The organism is Micromonospora sp. NPDC000121, from assembly GCF_042899165.1.
Taxonomy (GTDB): Bacteria; Actinomycetota; Actinomycetes; order Mycobacteriales; family Micromonosporaceae; genus Micromonospora.
Genome location: NZ_JBIAZP010000013.1, coordinates 165,374 through 181,436 on the forward strand (window position 1 = coordinate 165,374; position 16,063 = coordinate 181,436).

The following is a 16,063-nucleotide window of genomic DNA, read 5'->3' on the forward strand; positions in this document are numbered from 1 at the left end:
GCCCGCCGCCGTGCCGGAGGTGCGACCGTCCTCGTGCCGGTACCGCGCCGCATCCGGCCCGATCGCCTGTGACGACCGTTCGCCGCGCACGATCCGCCCGCGCGGCCCGCCGGGTCGACGGGCCGCGCGGGCGGACGCCGAGATGTCCGGTGCCGACGGCCCCGGCGTTTCCGGTCAGGCGCCGCAGTAGAGCAGGCGGTTCGGCGTGCCGGCGACCACGCCGCTGACCACCCCGGTGGTCGCCCTGCCGTTCAGGTAGGCCGCCACCTGGGCGGGAGTCCAGGTGGGATTGGCCGAGAGGGCGAGCGCGGCGCACCCGGCGACGTGCGCGGCGGCCATCGACCCGCCGCTGAGGGTGGCCACCGCCGTGTCGGTGGTGTGCCAGGTGGAGGTGATGTTCGCGCCGGGGGCGTACAGGTCGAGGCAGCTACCGTAGTTGCCGCTCGGCATCCGGCCGTCGGTGCTGGTGGTACCGGCCACGGTGAGTGCCGCCGGCACCCGGGCGGGGGAGTAGTTGCAGGCGTTGGCGTTCGAGCTGCCGGCCGTGACGACGTAGGTGACGCCGGACGAGATCGACCGGGTCACGGCCGAGTCGAGGGCCGTGCTGGCCCCGCCGCCGAGCGCCAGCAGCGCCACCGCCGGCCGGACCGCGTTCGCGGTGACCCAGTCCACCCCGGCGATGACCTGGGAGAAGGTGCCGCTGCCGGCGCAGTTCAGCACCCGCACCGGGCGTAGCTGGATCTCCTTGGCCACCCCGTGCCGCGTGCCGCCGACGGTGCCGGCCACGTGGGTGCCGTGGCCGTTGCAGTCGTCCGCCGGGCCGCCGTCGACGAGGTCCACCCCCACGCCGGCCCGCCCGCCGAAGTCCGTGTGGGTGCGCCGCAGGCCCGTGTCGATGACGTACGCGTGCACGTTGTGGGCGGTGTTCGGGTAGGCGTACCGGCCGTCGAGCGGGAGGCTGCGCTGGTCGATCCGGTCCAGGCCCCAGGACGGCGGGTTGAGTTGGACGCCCGGCCCGACGAGGGTGACCACCCGGTCCCGCTCCACGTACGCCACGGCCGGGTCGGCGGCGAGCCGGCGGGCCGCGCGCTCCGGCAGCCGCGCCTCGAAGCCGGTGAGCGCGTGGCCGTAGACGTGGCCGAGGGTGGCGCCGTAGCGGTCGGCCAGCCGGTCCGCCACGCTCCTGACCGCGGCCTGCCGGTCGCCGGCGTGCCGGCCGACGCTGTCGCCCCGGAGCACCACGACGTACGCGTCGGTCACGGCGTTCGGGTCGCCGGCGTGCCGGATCTCGCCGCCGGGGGCCGCGGCGGCGGGGGCGGGGGTGCCCACGGTGGCGACGACCGTGGCGGCGAGGGCGAGTACGCCCACCGCGCGGGCCCGCCACCGCCGGGTACGGGGAAGTGTCATGCCGGTCCTCCTCCTGTCGGCCCCGCGCCGGCTCGTGGCCGGACGCGGGGCGGCCTGGCCGTTGAGAGGAGGCTATCGGTTATATAGATCGATATAAATGACTGTCGGGATTCGGCTAACGGTCGGCGAACCGGTAGAGCACGAAGTCCTCCTTCGCGCCGCAGGCGATCACGCTGGTGTTCCACGAGCACGTCTCGCTGCGTACGTCCGCCAACTCGCCCATCTCGCTCACGGCGCCCGTGCCGGCCGCCACCCCGGCGACGCTGCGGTCGTCCTCGACCGAGCTCGGCGGGTCGGCGAAGACCAGCAGGTTGCCCGCGTCGAGCCGGACCGCCACCCCGGGCCGGTCCCGCAGCACCGCCCGACCGTCCGGGTCGAACAGGGTGCTGACCGACTCAGAGGAGGTCCGCCGGACCAGCAGGTGCTCGCCGAGCGGCACCAGCCTGGTCGCCTCCGGTGCCGGCCAGTGGGCCACCTTCTTCTCGGTCGCCGCCACCACCTCGGTGCTCTCGTCCTCGCCGCCCGTGGTCTCCAGCAGGCATGCCCGGTGCTCGCCGCAGGGCACCAGCGCCTCCGGCCGCTTGCGGTCGTCCGTGGCGGTGTACAGCACCTTCGGCTGGGCGTCGGTCGTCAGGTCGTACGCGAGCAACTGGTAGCCGGCCTCGTCGCGGGCCACGTAGAGGCGGTCCTCGTGCGCCACCACCAGGTCGTCGTGGTCGGCCACGCCGGCGCGGCTGCGGACCACGTCGCCGGTGCCCATGTCGATCAGCCGGACGGAGCGGTCCGCGCCCACCTGCACGAGCCGGCGGACCTCGCCGAGCCAGGGGTTACGCGGGGAACCGTCGAGGAAGGCCGGGCCGCCCAGCGCCTCGTCGGTGGTGACGGGGTGGACGTTGGTGCGGGCGCTGTCGTACTCGTCCTGCGGGCTGTCCTGCGCCCACGTCTCCCCGCCGTCGCTCAGGCGCAGCCCGACCAGCCGCTTACCGGCCCGGTCGACCAGCACCGCGACGCCCTCGCCGAAGAAGACGTCGTCGTTGCCCAGGATCGGCCGGCGCCACCGCTGGTCGCCGGAGGCGCCGTCGAGCAGCACCAGGTCCCGGGGGGTGTCGTCGCCGATCGCGTCGGCGAAGGCCACCACCGCGCCGGGCAGGGCGACGATCCGCTCCCACCGCTCGGCCGACGCCTCAATCTGCTTCCGCCACTCGACCCCGCCGCTGTCGGCGTCGACCGCCACCACCTCCAGCCGCCCGTCGTCGAGCGGGTACGCGAGATACGCCCGGTCGCCGAGCACCGCGGTGAACATCTCCGAAGGCCGGTCGTCCCCGGCGGCCACCCGCTCCACCACGGCGACGGAGGTCCGGAACTCCAGGGCGGGGTAGCGGTCCCGGGTCAGGTACAGCATCGCCGCGGTCACCACCCCGGCGAGGGCGACGACGGCCCCGACCGTGATCCACAACGCCCGGCGGCGCGGGAACGCCGGCGCGGTCCGGCCGGCGCCGGGCGGCGGCGACACCGGCGCGCCGGAGACGGGTGCGCCCGGCCACGCCGCCGGTGGCCCGCCCGGCCCGACGGACACACCCGCCGGGGGTACGCCGGGCGCCCATCCACCCGCCTGGGGCGGCGCGGGTACGCCCGCCGGCTGACCGCCGGGACCGCCATACCCGTAACCGCCGTGGCCGCCGGGCGGGGCGGCCGGTGGCGCGCCCGGCACCGGGCTCCCGGGCGGTGCGGCGGCCGGCGGTCCGTACGGTGTCGGTGCGCCGGGCATGGTCGGCGTGGCCGCCGCGCCCGCGACCAGGGTGGGCGCCACCCCGGCGGGGAGAGCCGGCGTGACGCCCTCCGGCCCGGCGACAACGGTCGGCGTGGGGCCCACGGGCCCGGCGGGCGCGGGCTGCGCCACCCCGTTCGCCTGCTGCGCCGGTCCGTCCGCCTGCTGCGGTACGGAGCCGGCCTGCGTCGGTACGCCGGACCCGGCCTGCGCCGGCCCGGCCGGTCCTGGCTGCTGTGCTGGCGTTGGTCCTGGCTGTGGGGGCGCGGCGGGTCCGGCCTGCGCGGGCGCGGCGAAGGCGGCGGCGCCGCGGGGGCGCCGTGGCAGGGGCAGGTCGGTGAGCGCCCCCTCGGCGACCGGCAGTTCCGGCTGCTCCAGCACGGTCGGGGCGACGCCCAGCTCGGCGTGCAGGAGCCGGGCCACCATCGGCATCCGGGTGGCGCCGCCGACCAGGAACAGGCCGGCGAGCTGCTGCGGGTCGAGGCCGGCCGCGCCGACCACCTCCCGGGTCACCGCCACCGCCCGGCCCAGCAGCGGCGCGGCCACCCGCTCCAGGTCGGCCCGGGTGAGGGTGACGGCCGCCTCCACCCCCGGCACGGCCACCGGCGCGGCCGTCGTGCGGGACAGCATCTCCTTCGCGCCCCGGGCGTTCTCCCAGAGTTCGTGCTGCTCCCGTCGCTGCGTCGCCGACTGCGGGTGGAGCAGCCGCTGCCACTGCGCCGGGTGGTCGCCCGCGACCAGCTCGCCGAGCCGGCTCAGCAGGGCCGCGTCGACGTCCAGGCCGCCGAGGTCGTCCGCGCCGCCCGCGGCGACCACGCTGAATCCCGAGTCGCCCCACGGGTCGGCGCCCTCGTTGCGGAGTACGGCGACGTCCAGGGTGCCGGCGCCGAAGTCGAACACGGCGATCGTCCCGCCGACCGGCACCGGCCGGCGCAGCACCTGCGTGTAGTAGCGGGCGGCGGCGACCGGCTCCCGCAGCAGCCGGGTGCCCGGTGGGGTGGGGCCGGAAAGCGTGTGCTCGGCCGCCGACGGCCACCCGGCCACGGCCAGGGCGTCGGCGAGCACCTGCCGCCGGGCCGCGTCCCAGGTCGCCGGGCAGGTGAGCACCGCCGGAGGCAGGAAACCGACCGCTTCGACGGCCGCCCGGGCCACCGCGTGCAGCGTCGCGGCCAGCAGTTCGGCCGGCGGGTACCGGCGGTCGCCCAGCGACACCGCGGGCTCGTCGATGCGCCGCTTCGGGTTGGGCTCGTACCGGCCCGGATCGGTGCGGGCCAGCCGCTGGGCGTCCCGGCCGGCGTGCAGCAGCCCGTCCGCGTCGGCGTACACGCCGGAGGGGATGACCGGCTGTCCGTCCACCAGCAGCGGGCGCGTGTGCCCGTCCGGCCGGCGCAGCACGGCGACGGTGTGGGACGTGCCGAGGTCGACGCCGAGGGCGTACCCCTCGTGCTGGCCTGCCATCTGCCGATACCTCCGCGGGACGAGGGGATGCCCGGCCCCGCATCGTACGCAGCACCCGCACCGACGCCGATCGCGCCCGGGGGTTGCCCCGACCGGTGGTGCGCCTCGCTGCGCACAGGTGTCCTCGCCCCGAACGGCAGGGGCAGCCGGAGGAGACGCAGGGCAGTATGCTGCGCAGCGACCGGAAGCGGGGAGCGATGGCTGCGGTTGATCGGATGCGCGGAGGACCGCTCATCGCGAGCGTGCTGGTGGTGGCGGGACTTGCCGGCTGCGTGGAACAAACTGCTCCGCCGCCACCACCACCACCACCACCGCCGTCGGTGAGCCCCGCGTCGTCGGCGCTGCCACGTGAGCCACAGGCCGTGATGGCGACCGTTCGCGGGCTGGTCGAGCGGGCCGGTGTCGGCGACGACATCCGGCCGGGCGAGATCGAGACCGGCGAGGTGCGGTATGAACCCTGCGACCTGCTCGTCGCCGAGTCGAACCGGGCGGAGGGGAGCGGGTTGCGGCTCGACGCCGTGTGGTCCGCCGGTCTCGAGATCAACCCCATGCCGTCTTTCCAGAACGTCCAGTCCCCGACGACCCTCCTGGACGTCAGGGTGGTCCGTCTGCCCGATGCCTCTGCGGCCGTCGCCGCCGCAACCAAGGTGCACGCCGCAAGGTGCCCGAGTGACAAGTTCCGGCTCACTATCGGCCAAGCGAGTGCCCGGCGGGGCGCACGCGCGGTGACCGTCGACTCGACGAGCGCGCGGCTGACCACGGCGACGGTCGAACGAGTCGACCCGGAAATCGAAGCCGGCGTGGCGTATCTGCCCGGTGACGCGCGACTGATCTTCGCGCACGGGCCACTGCTGATCAGCGTCGAGGCGCTCACGCTGTGGCCGCGCAAGCTGAACTCCCCTGCCGAGATCACCGCCATGGCGCAAGAGAAGGCGACGGCCCTGGCGGCGGAGATCGTGCGGAGCCTCCCGACGTCAGGTGACGGTTGACGCTGCCCATCGCGACGAGGCCGCGGTGGGATGCGGCGGCCGCACTCCGGGCAGGGCGCCCGAAACGCCTGTGGGTCGTGGCGCTCCGGTTGCGTCTCGTGTCACGGGTGCTCAGGTCCAGCCGGGGCGTTCGCGGAGAGGTTTCCGAGGCTCATCGGGAAACCCCACCCAGCTTGATCGCGGCGGCTCCCGACCTTGCTGCACGGTGTCTCCGGCTCCGGTTGATACCTCACACGGCGGCTTCACTTGATGCGCGACGTTCCGCCGAGTGCTGGTGGAGATGAGCGTGGCGGAACAGCGTTGTCGCGCCGTGTTGGGAATCGAGGCCGGAGCCGGCCACCGTGACCGAGCTGACGGGTCACACCGGTTCGTACGTGAGCATGAGTACGCCAGTGGTGGTCGGCGCGCAGTCGACGAGCCGCAGCCGTCGCGGCCGGTCCATCTCCCGGAACAACCGCTTGCCGGTGCCGAGAAGCAGAGGATGCACAAACAAGCGGTAGCCGTCGACGAGGTCGTTCGCGATGAGGTCCTGGACGAGCATCCCGCTGCCCAGCACGGCGATGTTGCCGTCGCCCTGTGTCTTCAGATCACGAACGGCCGACCCGGGATCTCCGGCTAGCACCTGGGAGTTTGACCAGGTGAGGCTGGTCAGGGTCCGCGTGGTGACGTACTTCGGCGTCACGTTGAGGTGCGCGGCCATCGGGTTCTGGTCGGGCTGGCTCGGCCAGAACTCGGCCATCTTCTCGTAGGTCCTGCGCCCGAAGAGATACGCCGTCGTCGACTTCAGCCCTTCGACCGCTGCGGCTCCCTGCACCTCGTCGAAGTACGGCCCGGCCCAGCCGCCGTGCTCGAAACCGCCGTCGCGATCCTCGTCCGGCGACCCCAGCCCCTGCATGACCCCGTCGAGGGTCACGAACTCGATGACTATCAGCTTCCGCATGGCCTCGCCCTCACGCCTTGCGGTCGGCACCGCGCCGACCGGTCACCGTCCATACGAACGGGCCGCGGCCACATCGACAGCACAGCGAGAACGTGAGCCCACGGGGCTCCGCTTGATGGTCATGACCGCCTGCGGCGGTGCGCACCTGCCGCTGGCACGCCGCGGGACCCGGGAACACCCTCGCCCGCCAGCACCGGTGCCGGCCTGGCCGGCCTCATGGCGCGCATGGGACACGGCTCGGCCCGAGCTGCGCTGATCTACCAGCACGCGACAGTCGAGCGCGACAAGTCCATCGCCGGAGCGCTCAGCGCCAGCATCGCAAGGAACGGGATGGGGCACGTAGCGGGCACGCCCGCGAGAAGGAGCGACAGATACGGATGTGGCCCAGGTCGGAAACGGCGTCTGACCTGGGCCACCATCGGTGAGCGGGCGACGGGAATCGAACCCGCACCGTCAGTTTGGAAGGACGAAGATCATCGTCAGGAAGCACCTGGTGGCCCAGGTCAAGGCGAGAGACGTGTGACCGCTCGTGCCTTCTGGTGACCGTCCGGGGTACCGGCTACTGGCACGTGGATGGCACGGCGACCTACGTCCGGCCGGACCCCTGCCTTGCAAAGATCAAGACCACTGTCGGCCCGCGTCGGTCACTGCCGCTGACCTGCTCGCCGTGTCGCCTACCGTCGACTCCCGGCCGTATCTGTCGGCTGGCTTGGCTGTACGGATGGCTGTACAGCCGGACAGTGCCTATCCTCCGCCTAGGAGCTCACGGACGTCGGCCGCCAGTCTGGTCATCTCCTCGCCGGCCTCCACCACGAAGACCGTCCGGGCCGACCAAGCATCGTCGGCATACGCCTGCCGGGCACGCCTCAACGTCACGCCGATGGTTACGTGGCCTCGCCCGTCGTGGTGCGCATCGATCTCCATCTCACCTTCGAGCGAGCGCCACTCTCGTCCGCCTTCCCAGCCCCGCCAGTCATCTGCCAGAGCCTGAAAGAACCACCCAAGACCCTCGTTCTCGGGTGCCCAGCGACCCGCTAGCCTGGCGCTCGTCTCCGCCGTCACGCCTTCGTCCGAGATCTCTGACCGCACAGCCCAGATATAGCCGTCGCCGTACGGGTCGGTTGGAGGGTGCAGTACCCAGCGGCAGCTCGTTCCAAGCGGTTGAAGCACGAAGGGCTCTTCCATGGTCAACATGATGGTCGAAAGCTGCGGGGTGTCGACGGCAATACTGCACCGTCAGTTTGGAAGAGCGCGCTCAACCGGTCGTGATGCCCGAAACGCCTGTTGGCGGTGGCGAAGGAACCTGCGCCTCGTGCCCGTTCGTGACCGGTCAGTCTCGTAGTTACTGGCCCGGGGATGGCCCGGCGGCTCGTATCGCAGCGGTCCTGAGCCGGTGTGCCACCCTTGGCGCGTCGTGGGCATCCATTCCGGGTGGGCAGGGGGCATTGGTGCTAGTCGGGGCTGCTGACATCTACGCGAACCACCCGTTTGTCTTCATCGGCTCTGCGGCTCCGCCTGAGCTGGACTGGGATGACGCCCCAGCCTCCGGAGATGGCAAGCACGTCGTCGTGCGGACCCGAGGACAGATAAAGCTCACCCGGGTGTCGATCTGGAATGGTGCGATGCCGCTCATTGGTGAGTCCGTCTTCGACGGTGTTCTGAACCTAGTTGATCACCAGGTGTGTGTAGCCGACCTGGAGAACCTCACGCGGTGGGTCACGAAGCTGGTCGGATCCGGTCCTCAGCGGGTTGTGGTGTGTGCCGACGATCCCGGCTATGCCTCCCGCGTACATGTCGGCTTCGGCCTCGGCGGCCAGGCGCGCGCGTTGACAACGGTCACCGGTCATCCACTACCACCCGTGCTCACCGCTCCAGGCGTCGATGTGTCCCGGCCGGACGAACTCGGGCTGATACTGGATGGCCATGACTCACCTCTGGCGCGGCTGGCTGCTGCGGTCAAGCTCCTGGCGGTGCCCCTCCCAGGCAAACCGTGGCCGTATCGCTACGAGATATCCCTCGTGGTGGAGTGGCTACGCGGGCTAGCCAGTAGCGCCACCTTCGCCCAGGCCGACGCACTCGGCGAGGTGATAGTCGACCAGATGAAAGCCAGGTACGGCAGCAGCGGCGCCGCCACCGCCGAGATGGCTCCCGAGGACGTGCCGTTGGCAATCGCGACCAACGTGCTGCGCCAGCTCGCTACCCAGTGCCCAACGGGTCAATAACCTGCTGGTCACCTGAGAGCGGATCTCCTCGTCGGGCAGTCGTAGACCGTCCAGCCTCCTCGGACGGGTCGCCGCCCTCTCCGGTCTCCGGTGGGGCGAGCTGGCTGCCCTGCGCCGTTGCGACGTCGACCTCGACGGCGCGACCGTGCGGGTGCCCCGCAAGCTCGCTGCGCTGAAGGATCGCCTGGAGTTCGGGCCGCCGAAGTCTGCCGCCGGTGTTCGTGTCGTCGCGCTGCCGGCGGCTGCGGTTGAGTCCCTGCGCGAGCATCTGGCCGAGTACGTCGAGGACGGTCCCGATGCGCTGATCTTCACCGGGGCGAAGGGGGCACCTCTGCGTTCCGGCAACTTCGCACGGGCCGTCAAATGGACCAAGACGGTCGCCTCGGTTGGGCTGGCTGGCTTCCACTTCCACGACCTGCGCCATACCGGCAACACCCTCGCCGCCGCGTCCGGGGCAAGCACTCGGGAGCTTATGCACCGCATGGGTCACGCCACCATGCGCGCCGCCCTGATCTACCAGCACGCCACGAGCGAGCGGGACCGCGAGATCGCCTCCGCGATGGACCGCCGCATCGCCGGTGAGGGCCGGCGTCGCCGCTAAATGGCACGCGGATGGCACGCAAGATCGAAGATGGGGGAGAAGCAGAAGGCCCAGGTGCCGCGATCATGCGGTCTACCTGGGCCTTCGTCGGTGGAGCGGGCGACGGGAATCGAACCCGCACCGTCAGTTTGGAAGACTGAAGCTCTGCCATTGAGCTACGCCCGCGTGCGTCCCGACGCTGCGGGACGCGCCGACAGCGTACCCAATGCCCCGCCCCGCCCGCTCAGCCGTATCCCGGCGCGGCGCGCGCCACCGCCCGGCGCAGGGGGTGGCCCGCGTGCCCGGTGTCCGGTTGGTCCCCGTTCGGCGCGTTGGGTGACGCCCCGGCACGTCACGCCGGCCGCGACCGCATAGACTGCTCGTCGCCACGGGGTGTGGCGCAGCTTGGTAGCGCACTCGCTTTGGGAGCGAGGGGCCGTGGGTTCAAATCCCGCCACCCCGACTGTCGTCCGCGGCCGGTCGCCGGGGTCGCCCTCCGCGCGGTCCCCGGGCGCTGCCGGTGCGCCCGGCCGGCTCGCCTACACTCGATGGGCTTGTCACGCCCAGACTAAAACCGAGATCCGTCAAGGAGTACGCCTGTGAAGAGCACCGTCGAGACTCTGAGCCCGACGCGCGTGCGGCTCGCCATCGAGGTGCCGTTCGTCGAGCTCGAGCCGAGCCTCAAGAAGGCGTACCGGGAGATCGGGCAGCAGGTCCAGGTTCCCGGCTTCCGCAAGGGCAAGGTTCCGGCGGCCGTGATCGACCAGCGGGTCGGTCGGGGCACCGTCCTCAACGAGGCGGTCCAGGAGGCCATCCCGCAGAACATCCTCGCCGCCGTCCGCGAGCACGACCTGAAGACGCTCGGCCGCCCCGAGGTCGAGATCACCGAGTTCAACGACGGTGACTCGCTGAACTTCACCGCCGAGGTCGACGTCCGCCCGGAGATCACCCTGCCGGACCCGGCCACCATCGAGGTGACCGTCGACGAGCTGCAGATCGACGACAGCGAGATCGACGAGCAGGTGAAGAACCTGCGCGAGCGGTTCGCCACGCTGAAGACCGTCGAGCGGGCCGCCCAGGAGGGCGACTACGTCCAGATCGACCTGAACGCGACCGTCGACGGTGAGGACGTGCCGGGCGGCCAGGCGAGCAACATCTCCCACGAGGTCGGCAGCAAGCAGCTCCTCCCGGGCCTGGACGAGGCCGTCGTCGGCCTGTCCGCCGGCGAGAGCACCACCTTCACCACCGAGCTCGTCGGCGGCGACTTCGCCGGCCGCGAGGCCGAGGTGGCCGTGACCGTCCGCACGGTCAAGGAGAAGGAGCTGCCGGAGCTCAACGACGAGTTCGCCCAGATGGCGAGCGAGTTCGACAGCATCGAGGAGCTGCGTGGGGACCTGCGGGAGCGGGTCACCCGGGGCAAGCGGGTCGAGCAGATCTACGCCGCGCGTGACAAGGCCCTGGAGCAGCTCGTCGCCGCCGCCGAGGTGCCGGCGCCGGAGGGGGTCGTCCGCGAGGAGGTCGAGAGCCGCAAGCAGGCGATGGTCGACCAGCTCGAGCGCATCGGCGCCTCCCTCGAGGAATACCTGGCGGCCGAGGAGAAGACCGAGGAGCAGATCGACGCCGAGCTGACCGAGGCGGCGACCGAGGGCGTCAAGATCCAGCTGCTGCTGGACACCCTCGCCGACGCCGAGGACGTCCAGGTCACGGACGACGAGTTCGGCCACGAGATCGTGCACCGCGCCCAGCGCGCCGGGATGGCTCCGCAGCAGTACTACGACCAGTTGGTCCGCTCCGGCGCGGCCGGCGCCGTCTTCGGTGACGTGCGGCGCGGCAAGGCCCTGGCCTCGGTCATGGAGCGCATCAAGATCAAGGACTCGGCCGGCAACGAGGTGACGCTCGACGCCCTCCGCGCCGAGAGCGAGGCCGAGCACAACCACGAGCACTGATCGTCGGGTGAGGCCGCCGTCCGCCGCTTGCGGTGGGCGGCGGCCCGATCCCTTTTCCGGGTACATCTTCAGGGCTGCGCTGTCAGCGAACACTGCCCGGACCGGGACTCTGCCACCCGGCTGAGCGGTTAGTGTCGGGTAGGACGGTACGGAGAGCGAAGGGCTGCCATGACCGACATGCACATGCAAGCGATGCCGCTCCGGGCGATCGAGGCCCGCGGTGGCGACAACATTGGCAACCTCGATGACTCGGTCTACAACCGGTTGCTCAAGGAGCGGATCATCTTCCTGGGCAGCGAGGTGACCGACCAGGTCGCCAACCGCATCTGCGCGCAGCTCCTGCTGCTCGCCGCGGAGGACCCGGACCGCGACATCAACCTGTGGATCAACTCGCCGGGTGGCTCGGTCTACTCGGGCATGGCGATCTACGACACGATGCAGTTCATCGACAACGACGTGTCGACCGTGGCGATGGGCATGGCGGCCTCGATGGGCCAGCTGCTGCTCTGCGCCGGCACGAAGGGCAAGCGCTACGCCCTGCCGCACGCGCGGATCATGATGCACCAGCCGTCCGGCGGCATGGGCGGCACGGCGTCGGACATCGCCATCCAGGCGGAGCAGATGCTCTACACCAAGCGGATGTTCCAGGAGCGGGTCGCCTTCCACACCGGGCAGAGCCAGGCGCAGATCGAGGCGGATTCCGACCGTGACCGCTGGTTCACCGCCCAGGAGGCCACGGACTACGGCTTCATCGACAAGGTGATCACCGGAGCCACGCAGGTTCCGGAAGGCGCCGGGACCCTGAGCTGAGGAGCTGACGATGACCGACCTGAGCCTGCCGCCGCAGTTCGCGGCCGTGCACAACCGCTACGTCCTGCCGTCGTTCGTCGAGCGCACGTCGTACGGGGTCAAGGAGTCGAACCCGTACAACAAGCTCTTCGAGGACCGGATCATCTTCCTCGGCGTCCAGGTCGACGACGCGTCGGCCAACGACGTGATGGCGCAGCTGCTGACGCTCGAGGGCACCGACCCGGACCGCGACATCATCATGTACATCAACTCGCCGGGTGGCTCGTTCACCGCCATGACGGCGATCTACGACACCATGCAGTACGTCCGGCCGGACATCCAGACGGTCTGCCTCGGCCAGGCCGCGAGCGCCGCGGCCGTGCTGCTGGCCGCCGGCACCCCGGGCAAGCGCATGGCGCTGCCGAACTCGCGGATCATCATCCACCAGCCCGCCACCGAGGGCGGCTACGGGCAGGGCTCGGACATCGAGATCCAGGCCCGGGAGATCCTGCGGATGCGGACCCAGCTCGAGGAGATGCTCTCCCGGCACTGCAACCAGCCGATCGACAAGGTCCGCAAGGACATCGACCGTGACAAGATCATGACGGCCGAGGAGTCCCGCGAGTACGGGCTGGTGGACACCATCCTCACCAGCCGCAAGAAGGGCCTGCTGGCGGCCAACGCCGCCAGCTGAAACAGTTTCGCGTCAAGGTCGGCCGGGAGTCCGCTCCCGGCCGACCGTCTGACACACCCGATTTGGGGGTCGGAGAAACCTCCGCCAGCGGGTAACGTCGGGTCTGTACCGCTCCGCCGGTCCTCCGGCTGGGTGAACGAGGCGGGCGGCGCACCGTCCGCAGGTCAGGGCCGGGTCTCCGGCCGATGAGTGCAGGGAGAACGTAGGTGGCACGGATCGGTGACGGCGGCGACCTACTGAAATGCTCTTTCTGCGGCAAGTCGCAGAAGCAGGTCAAGAAGCTCATCGCGGGCCCAGGGGTCTACATCTGCGACGAGTGCATCGATCTCTGTAACGAGATCATCGAGGAGGAACTGGCCGAGTCCGGCGAGGTGAAGTGGGAAGAGCTTCCCAAGCCGATGGAGATCTGCCAGTTCCTCGACAACTACGTGGTCGGGCAGGACCAGGCCAAGAAGGCGCTCGCCGTCGCGGTCTACAACCACTACAAGCGGATCCAGGCCGAGGCGGCCGGCGCGCCGGGTTCCGGCAGCGACGCCGTCGAGCTGGCCAAGTCCAACATCCTGCTGCTCGGCCCGACGGGGTGCGGCAAGACCCACCTGGCGCAGACGCTGGCGCGGATGCTGAACGTGCCGTTCGCCATCGCCGACGCCACCGCCCTGACCGAGGCCGGCTACGTGGGCGAGGACGTGGAGAACATCCTCCTCAAGCTGATCCAGGCGGCGGACTACGACATCAAGCGCGCCGAGACCGGCATCATCTACATCGACGAGGTCGACAAGATCGCCCGCAAGTCGGAGAACCCGTCTATCACGCGGGACGTCTCGGGTGAGGGCGTCCAGCAGGCGCTGCTCAAGATGCTGGAAGGCACGGTGGCCAACGTGCCGCCGCAGGGCGGGCGCAAGCACCCGCACCAGGAGTTCATCCAGATCGACACCACCAACGTGCTGTTCATCTGCGGTGGCGCCTTCGCCGGCCTCGACCAGATCATCGAGGCCCGCACCGGCCACGGCGGCACGGGCTTCGGCGCCCGGCTCCGGTCGGTCAGCGAGCGGTCGACCGACGACATCTTCAGCCAGGTCATGCCGGAGGACATGCTGAAGTTCGGGCTGATCCCCGAGTTCATCGGCCGGCTCCCGGTGATCACCAACGTGCGCAGCCTGGACCGCACGGCGCTGGTGCGCATCCTCACCGAGCCGCGCAACGCCCTCGTCCGGCAGTACCAGCGCCTCTTCGAGCTCGACGGCGTCGAGCTGGAGTTCGAGGAGCCGGCGCTGGAGGCGATCGCCGACCAGGCGATGCTGCGCGGCACCGGCGCCCGCGGCCTGCGCGCGATCATGGAAGAGGTCCTGCTCTCCGTGATGTACGAGGTGCCGAGCAACCCCGACGCCGCGCGGGTGCTGATCACCCGCGAGGTGGTCCTGGAGAACGTCAACCCGACGATCGTGCCCCGCGAGTTCACCGGCCGCCGCGCCCGGCGGGACCGCGAGGAGAAGTCGGCCTGAGTCGCCGCCACCGCGCCCGTCCGTCGAGGTCGGGCGCGGTTGGCGTGTCCGGGGGCGGTGAGCGCCGGCGCCCGGTGAGGTGCCACGGGGCGGACGGTCCGACGGTTGCGGCTGTCGCCGTTGCCCGGTCCGGTCGTACGCTGATCCCCATGCGCGTCGCCGTCTGCCAGCTCAACGCCCGGGACGACCGTAAGGCCAATCTCGCGGCCGCCGAGGCCCTGCTGGAGCGCGCGGCCGCGGCCGGCGCGGACCTCGCTCTCCTGCCGGAGTACGTCGACTACCTCGGCCACGCCGCCGGCCTGCCCGAGCCGGAGCCGGTGGACGGCGAGGTGGGCCAGTTCTTCGCTGGCGTGGCGCGCCGGCTGGGCATCTGGGTGATCGCCGGCTCGATCCACGAGCGCGGGCCGGACCCGGCCCGCACCTGGAACACCAGCCTGGTCTTCGACCGCTCGGGAGCGCTCGCGGCCACCTACCGCAAGATCCACCTGTACGACGTGGAGATCCCCGGCCGGGTCTCGTACCTGGAGTCCGCCACCGTCGCCCCCGGTGACCAGCCGGTGGTGGTCGACGTCGAAGGGCTCCGCGTCGGGCTGTCGATCTGCTACGACCTCCGTTTCCCGGAGCTGTACCGGCAGCTCGCCACGGACGGCGGCGCCCAGTTGCTGGTGGTGCCGGCGGCCTTCATGCTGCACACCGGGCGGGACCACTGGGAGGTGCTGCTGCGCGCGCGGGCGATCGAGAACCAGTGTTTCGTCGCGGCGGCAGGGCAGACCGGTGACCACGACCCGGGCCGGACCTGCTTCGGGCGCAGCATGGTGGTCGACCCGTGGGGGACGGTGCTCACCCAGGTGCCCGACGGCCCGGGTCTCGCCGTCGCCGACCTCGACCTCGACCGGCTGCGGACCATCCGTGCCGAGCTGCCCAGCCTGGCCAACCGGCGCCTGTAGGCCCTCAGCCCTGCAGCAGTACGCCCACCACGGTGAAGCCGGCGATCGCCGCGGCCGTGACGAGGAGGGCCGTCGTCATGCGGGACCGCCCCCGCCGGGCCAGCCGTGCCACCGACACCACGAGGACGAAGAGCACGAAGGCGCCGATGACCAACTGCCAGAACGGCAGCAGAAGCCCGAGCAGCGCGTCCTCGGCGAGCACCGCCGGCCGAGGGCGGGGGAGGTCGTCCATGACGAACACTCTGGCACGGCGGAGCCCCGGACGGACCCTGTGCCGCCATCACGAATGCCGGCCCGCCATCCGCCGGCGAGAGCCGGGCAGTGACGAACGCTGATTTGCCTTCCCGGGGCGGCCAGCGTAACTTTCTCCCTGCACGCGGGAGGCCGGACAAACCGGCTGACAGCGGGCACCAGGCTCGTGGCGGATACGCCGAGCGAGACTGAGGATCGGGCGGTGCGAAGACACTCCGACACGGGGTTGCGATCGCGAGACTGACCGGGTAGAGTTCTGAAGCCGGCAGGAGCCGGGCGGATAGCCGCGAAGCGGCGATCGGCCGGTCTGCGGTTTCCCACGACAGAAGCGACCGCCGTGATACGGCGTGCGTCATCGTGGATACGGAACACCAAGCGTTGATCACCTCGGACACGAGGTTGACAGCGAGGGGTGAGCCGAGTAAGGTAGAGGAGTTGCCCCAAGTGGGCTCCCAGGATGTGGGACGCCTGAGTGGTGTGTGGTTGTTCTTTGAGAACTCAACAGGGTGCTTGATAAGCCAGTGCCAAATTGATTTATACCCCGGACTGGCAGGCCACTTGTGGTTTGT

Annotated in this window: 13 protein-coding genes and 2 tRNA genes; 9 read left to right on the plus strand and 6 right to left on the minus strand. The window is 71.1% G+C overall.

The genetic code is table 11. From position 1 onward, the window contains the following. Positions 1-174: 174 nt before the first annotated feature. Together ACFY23_RS28745 and ACFY23_RS28750 are read right to left on the minus strand one after the other, a co-directional pair. Positions 175-1,407, minus strand: coding sequence for a S8 family peptidase (locus ACFY23_RS28745; RefSeq protein WP_350819608.1), 1,233 nt, complete (start codon positions 1,405-1,407; stop codon positions 175-177). A gap of 115 nt (positions 1,408-1,522) precedes the next feature. Beyond that, complete coding sequence (locus ACFY23_RS28750; RefSeq protein WP_350685006.1) at positions 1,523-4,633, minus strand: Hsp70 family protein; 3,111 nt, start codon at positions 4,631-4,633, stop codon at positions 1,523-1,525. A gap of 167 nt (positions 4,634-4,800) precedes the next feature. Here ACFY23_RS28750 and ACFY23_RS28755 point away from each other — a divergent pair, with 167 nt between their 5' ends. Then, positions 4,801-5,622 (plus strand): hypothetical protein, encoded by an 822-nt coding sequence (locus ACFY23_RS28755; RefSeq protein WP_350685007.1) that lies wholly within the window; start codon positions 4,801-4,803, stop codon positions 5,620-5,622. Between the two features lie 358 nt (positions 5,623-5,980). Here the strand turns inward: ACFY23_RS28755 and ACFY23_RS28760 are convergent, their stop codons facing one another. Both ACFY23_RS28760 and ACFY23_RS28765 read right to left on the minus strand, forming a co-directional pair. Continuing rightward, positions 5,981-6,562 carry a dihydrofolate reductase family protein gene (locus ACFY23_RS28760; protein WP_350685008.1) on the minus strand — a complete coding sequence of 194 codons (582 nt, stop codon included), beginning with the start codon at positions 6,560-6,562 and terminating at the stop codon, positions 5,981-5,983. A 744-nt stretch (positions 6,563-7,306) separates the two neighbouring features. Next, positions 7,307-7,747 carry a DUF6228 family protein gene (locus tag ACFY23_RS28765; RefSeq protein WP_350685009.1) on the minus strand — a complete coding sequence of 147 codons (441 nt, stop codon included), beginning with the start codon at positions 7,745-7,747 and terminating at the stop codon, positions 7,307-7,309. Positions 7,748-8,163: 416 nt separating this feature from the next. On the opposite strand from ACFY23_RS28765, the gene ACFY23_RS28770 reads away from it, so the two are divergent. Further along, positions 8,164-8,784: a hypothetical protein gene (locus tag ACFY23_RS28770; protein ID WP_350685010.1), complete on the plus strand. Its 621-nt coding sequence runs from the start codon at positions 8,164-8,166 to the stop codon at positions 8,782-8,784. 22 nt (positions 8,785-8,806) lie between these two features. Then, the gene (locus ACFY23_RS28775) at positions 8,807-9,385 is read left to right on the plus strand and encodes a site-specific integrase (protein WP_350685016.1); all 579 of its coding nucleotides are present in this window, start codon (positions 8,807-8,809) and stop codon (positions 9,383-9,385) included. 91 nt (positions 9,386-9,476) lie between these two features. Here ACFY23_RS28775 and ACFY23_RS28780 read toward each other — a convergent pair. Beyond that, positions 9,477-9,550 (minus strand) — tRNA-Gly (locus ACFY23_RS28780). A 203-nt stretch (positions 9,551-9,753) separates the two neighbouring features. Here ACFY23_RS28780 and ACFY23_RS28785 point away from each other — a divergent pair. The 6 genes from ACFY23_RS28785 to ACFY23_RS28810 all read left to right on the plus strand — a co-directional run bounded on the left by ACFY23_RS28785 (position 9,754) and on the right by ACFY23_RS28810 (position 15,242). Continuing rightward, positions 9,754-9,827, plus strand: a tRNA-Pro gene (locus tag ACFY23_RS28785). A gap of 136 nt (positions 9,828-9,963) precedes the next feature. Then, positions 9,964-11,310: a trigger factor gene (gene tig / locus ACFY23_RS28790; RefSeq protein ID WP_350685011.1), complete on the plus strand. Its 1,347-nt coding sequence runs from the start codon at positions 9,964-9,966 to the stop codon at positions 11,308-11,310. Between the two features lie 168 nt (positions 11,311-11,478). Then, entirely contained in the window at positions 11,479-12,120 is a 642-nt protein-coding gene (locus ACFY23_RS28795; protein ID WP_350685012.1) for an ATP-dependent Clp protease proteolytic subunit, read from the plus strand. Positions 12,121-12,130: 10 nt separating this feature from the next. Beyond that, positions 12,131-12,793 carry an ATP-dependent Clp protease proteolytic subunit gene (locus ACFY23_RS28800; RefSeq protein ID WP_091103946.1) on the plus strand — a complete coding sequence of 221 codons (663 nt, stop codon included), beginning with the start codon at positions 12,131-12,133 and terminating at the stop codon, positions 12,791-12,793. Positions 12,794-12,999: 206 nt separating this feature from the next. After that, positions 13,000-14,295 carry an ATP-dependent Clp protease ATP-binding subunit ClpX gene (clpX, locus tag ACFY23_RS28805; protein ID WP_350685013.1) on the plus strand — a complete coding sequence of 432 codons (1,296 nt, stop codon included), beginning with the start codon at positions 13,000-13,002 and terminating at the stop codon, positions 14,293-14,295. 149 nt (positions 14,296-14,444) lie between these two features. Further along, positions 14,445-15,242 (plus strand): carbon-nitrogen hydrolase family protein, encoded by a 798-nt coding sequence (locus ACFY23_RS28810; protein WP_350685014.1) that lies wholly within the window; start codon positions 14,445-14,447, stop codon positions 15,240-15,242. A gap of 4 nt (positions 15,243-15,246) precedes the next feature. On the opposite strand, the gene ACFY23_RS28815 is transcribed toward ACFY23_RS28810, so the two are convergent. Continuing rightward, entirely contained in the window at positions 15,247-15,474 is a 228-nt protein-coding gene (locus ACFY23_RS28815; protein ID WP_350685015.1) for a hypothetical protein, read from the minus strand. Positions 15,475-16,063 lie beyond the last annotated feature (589 nt).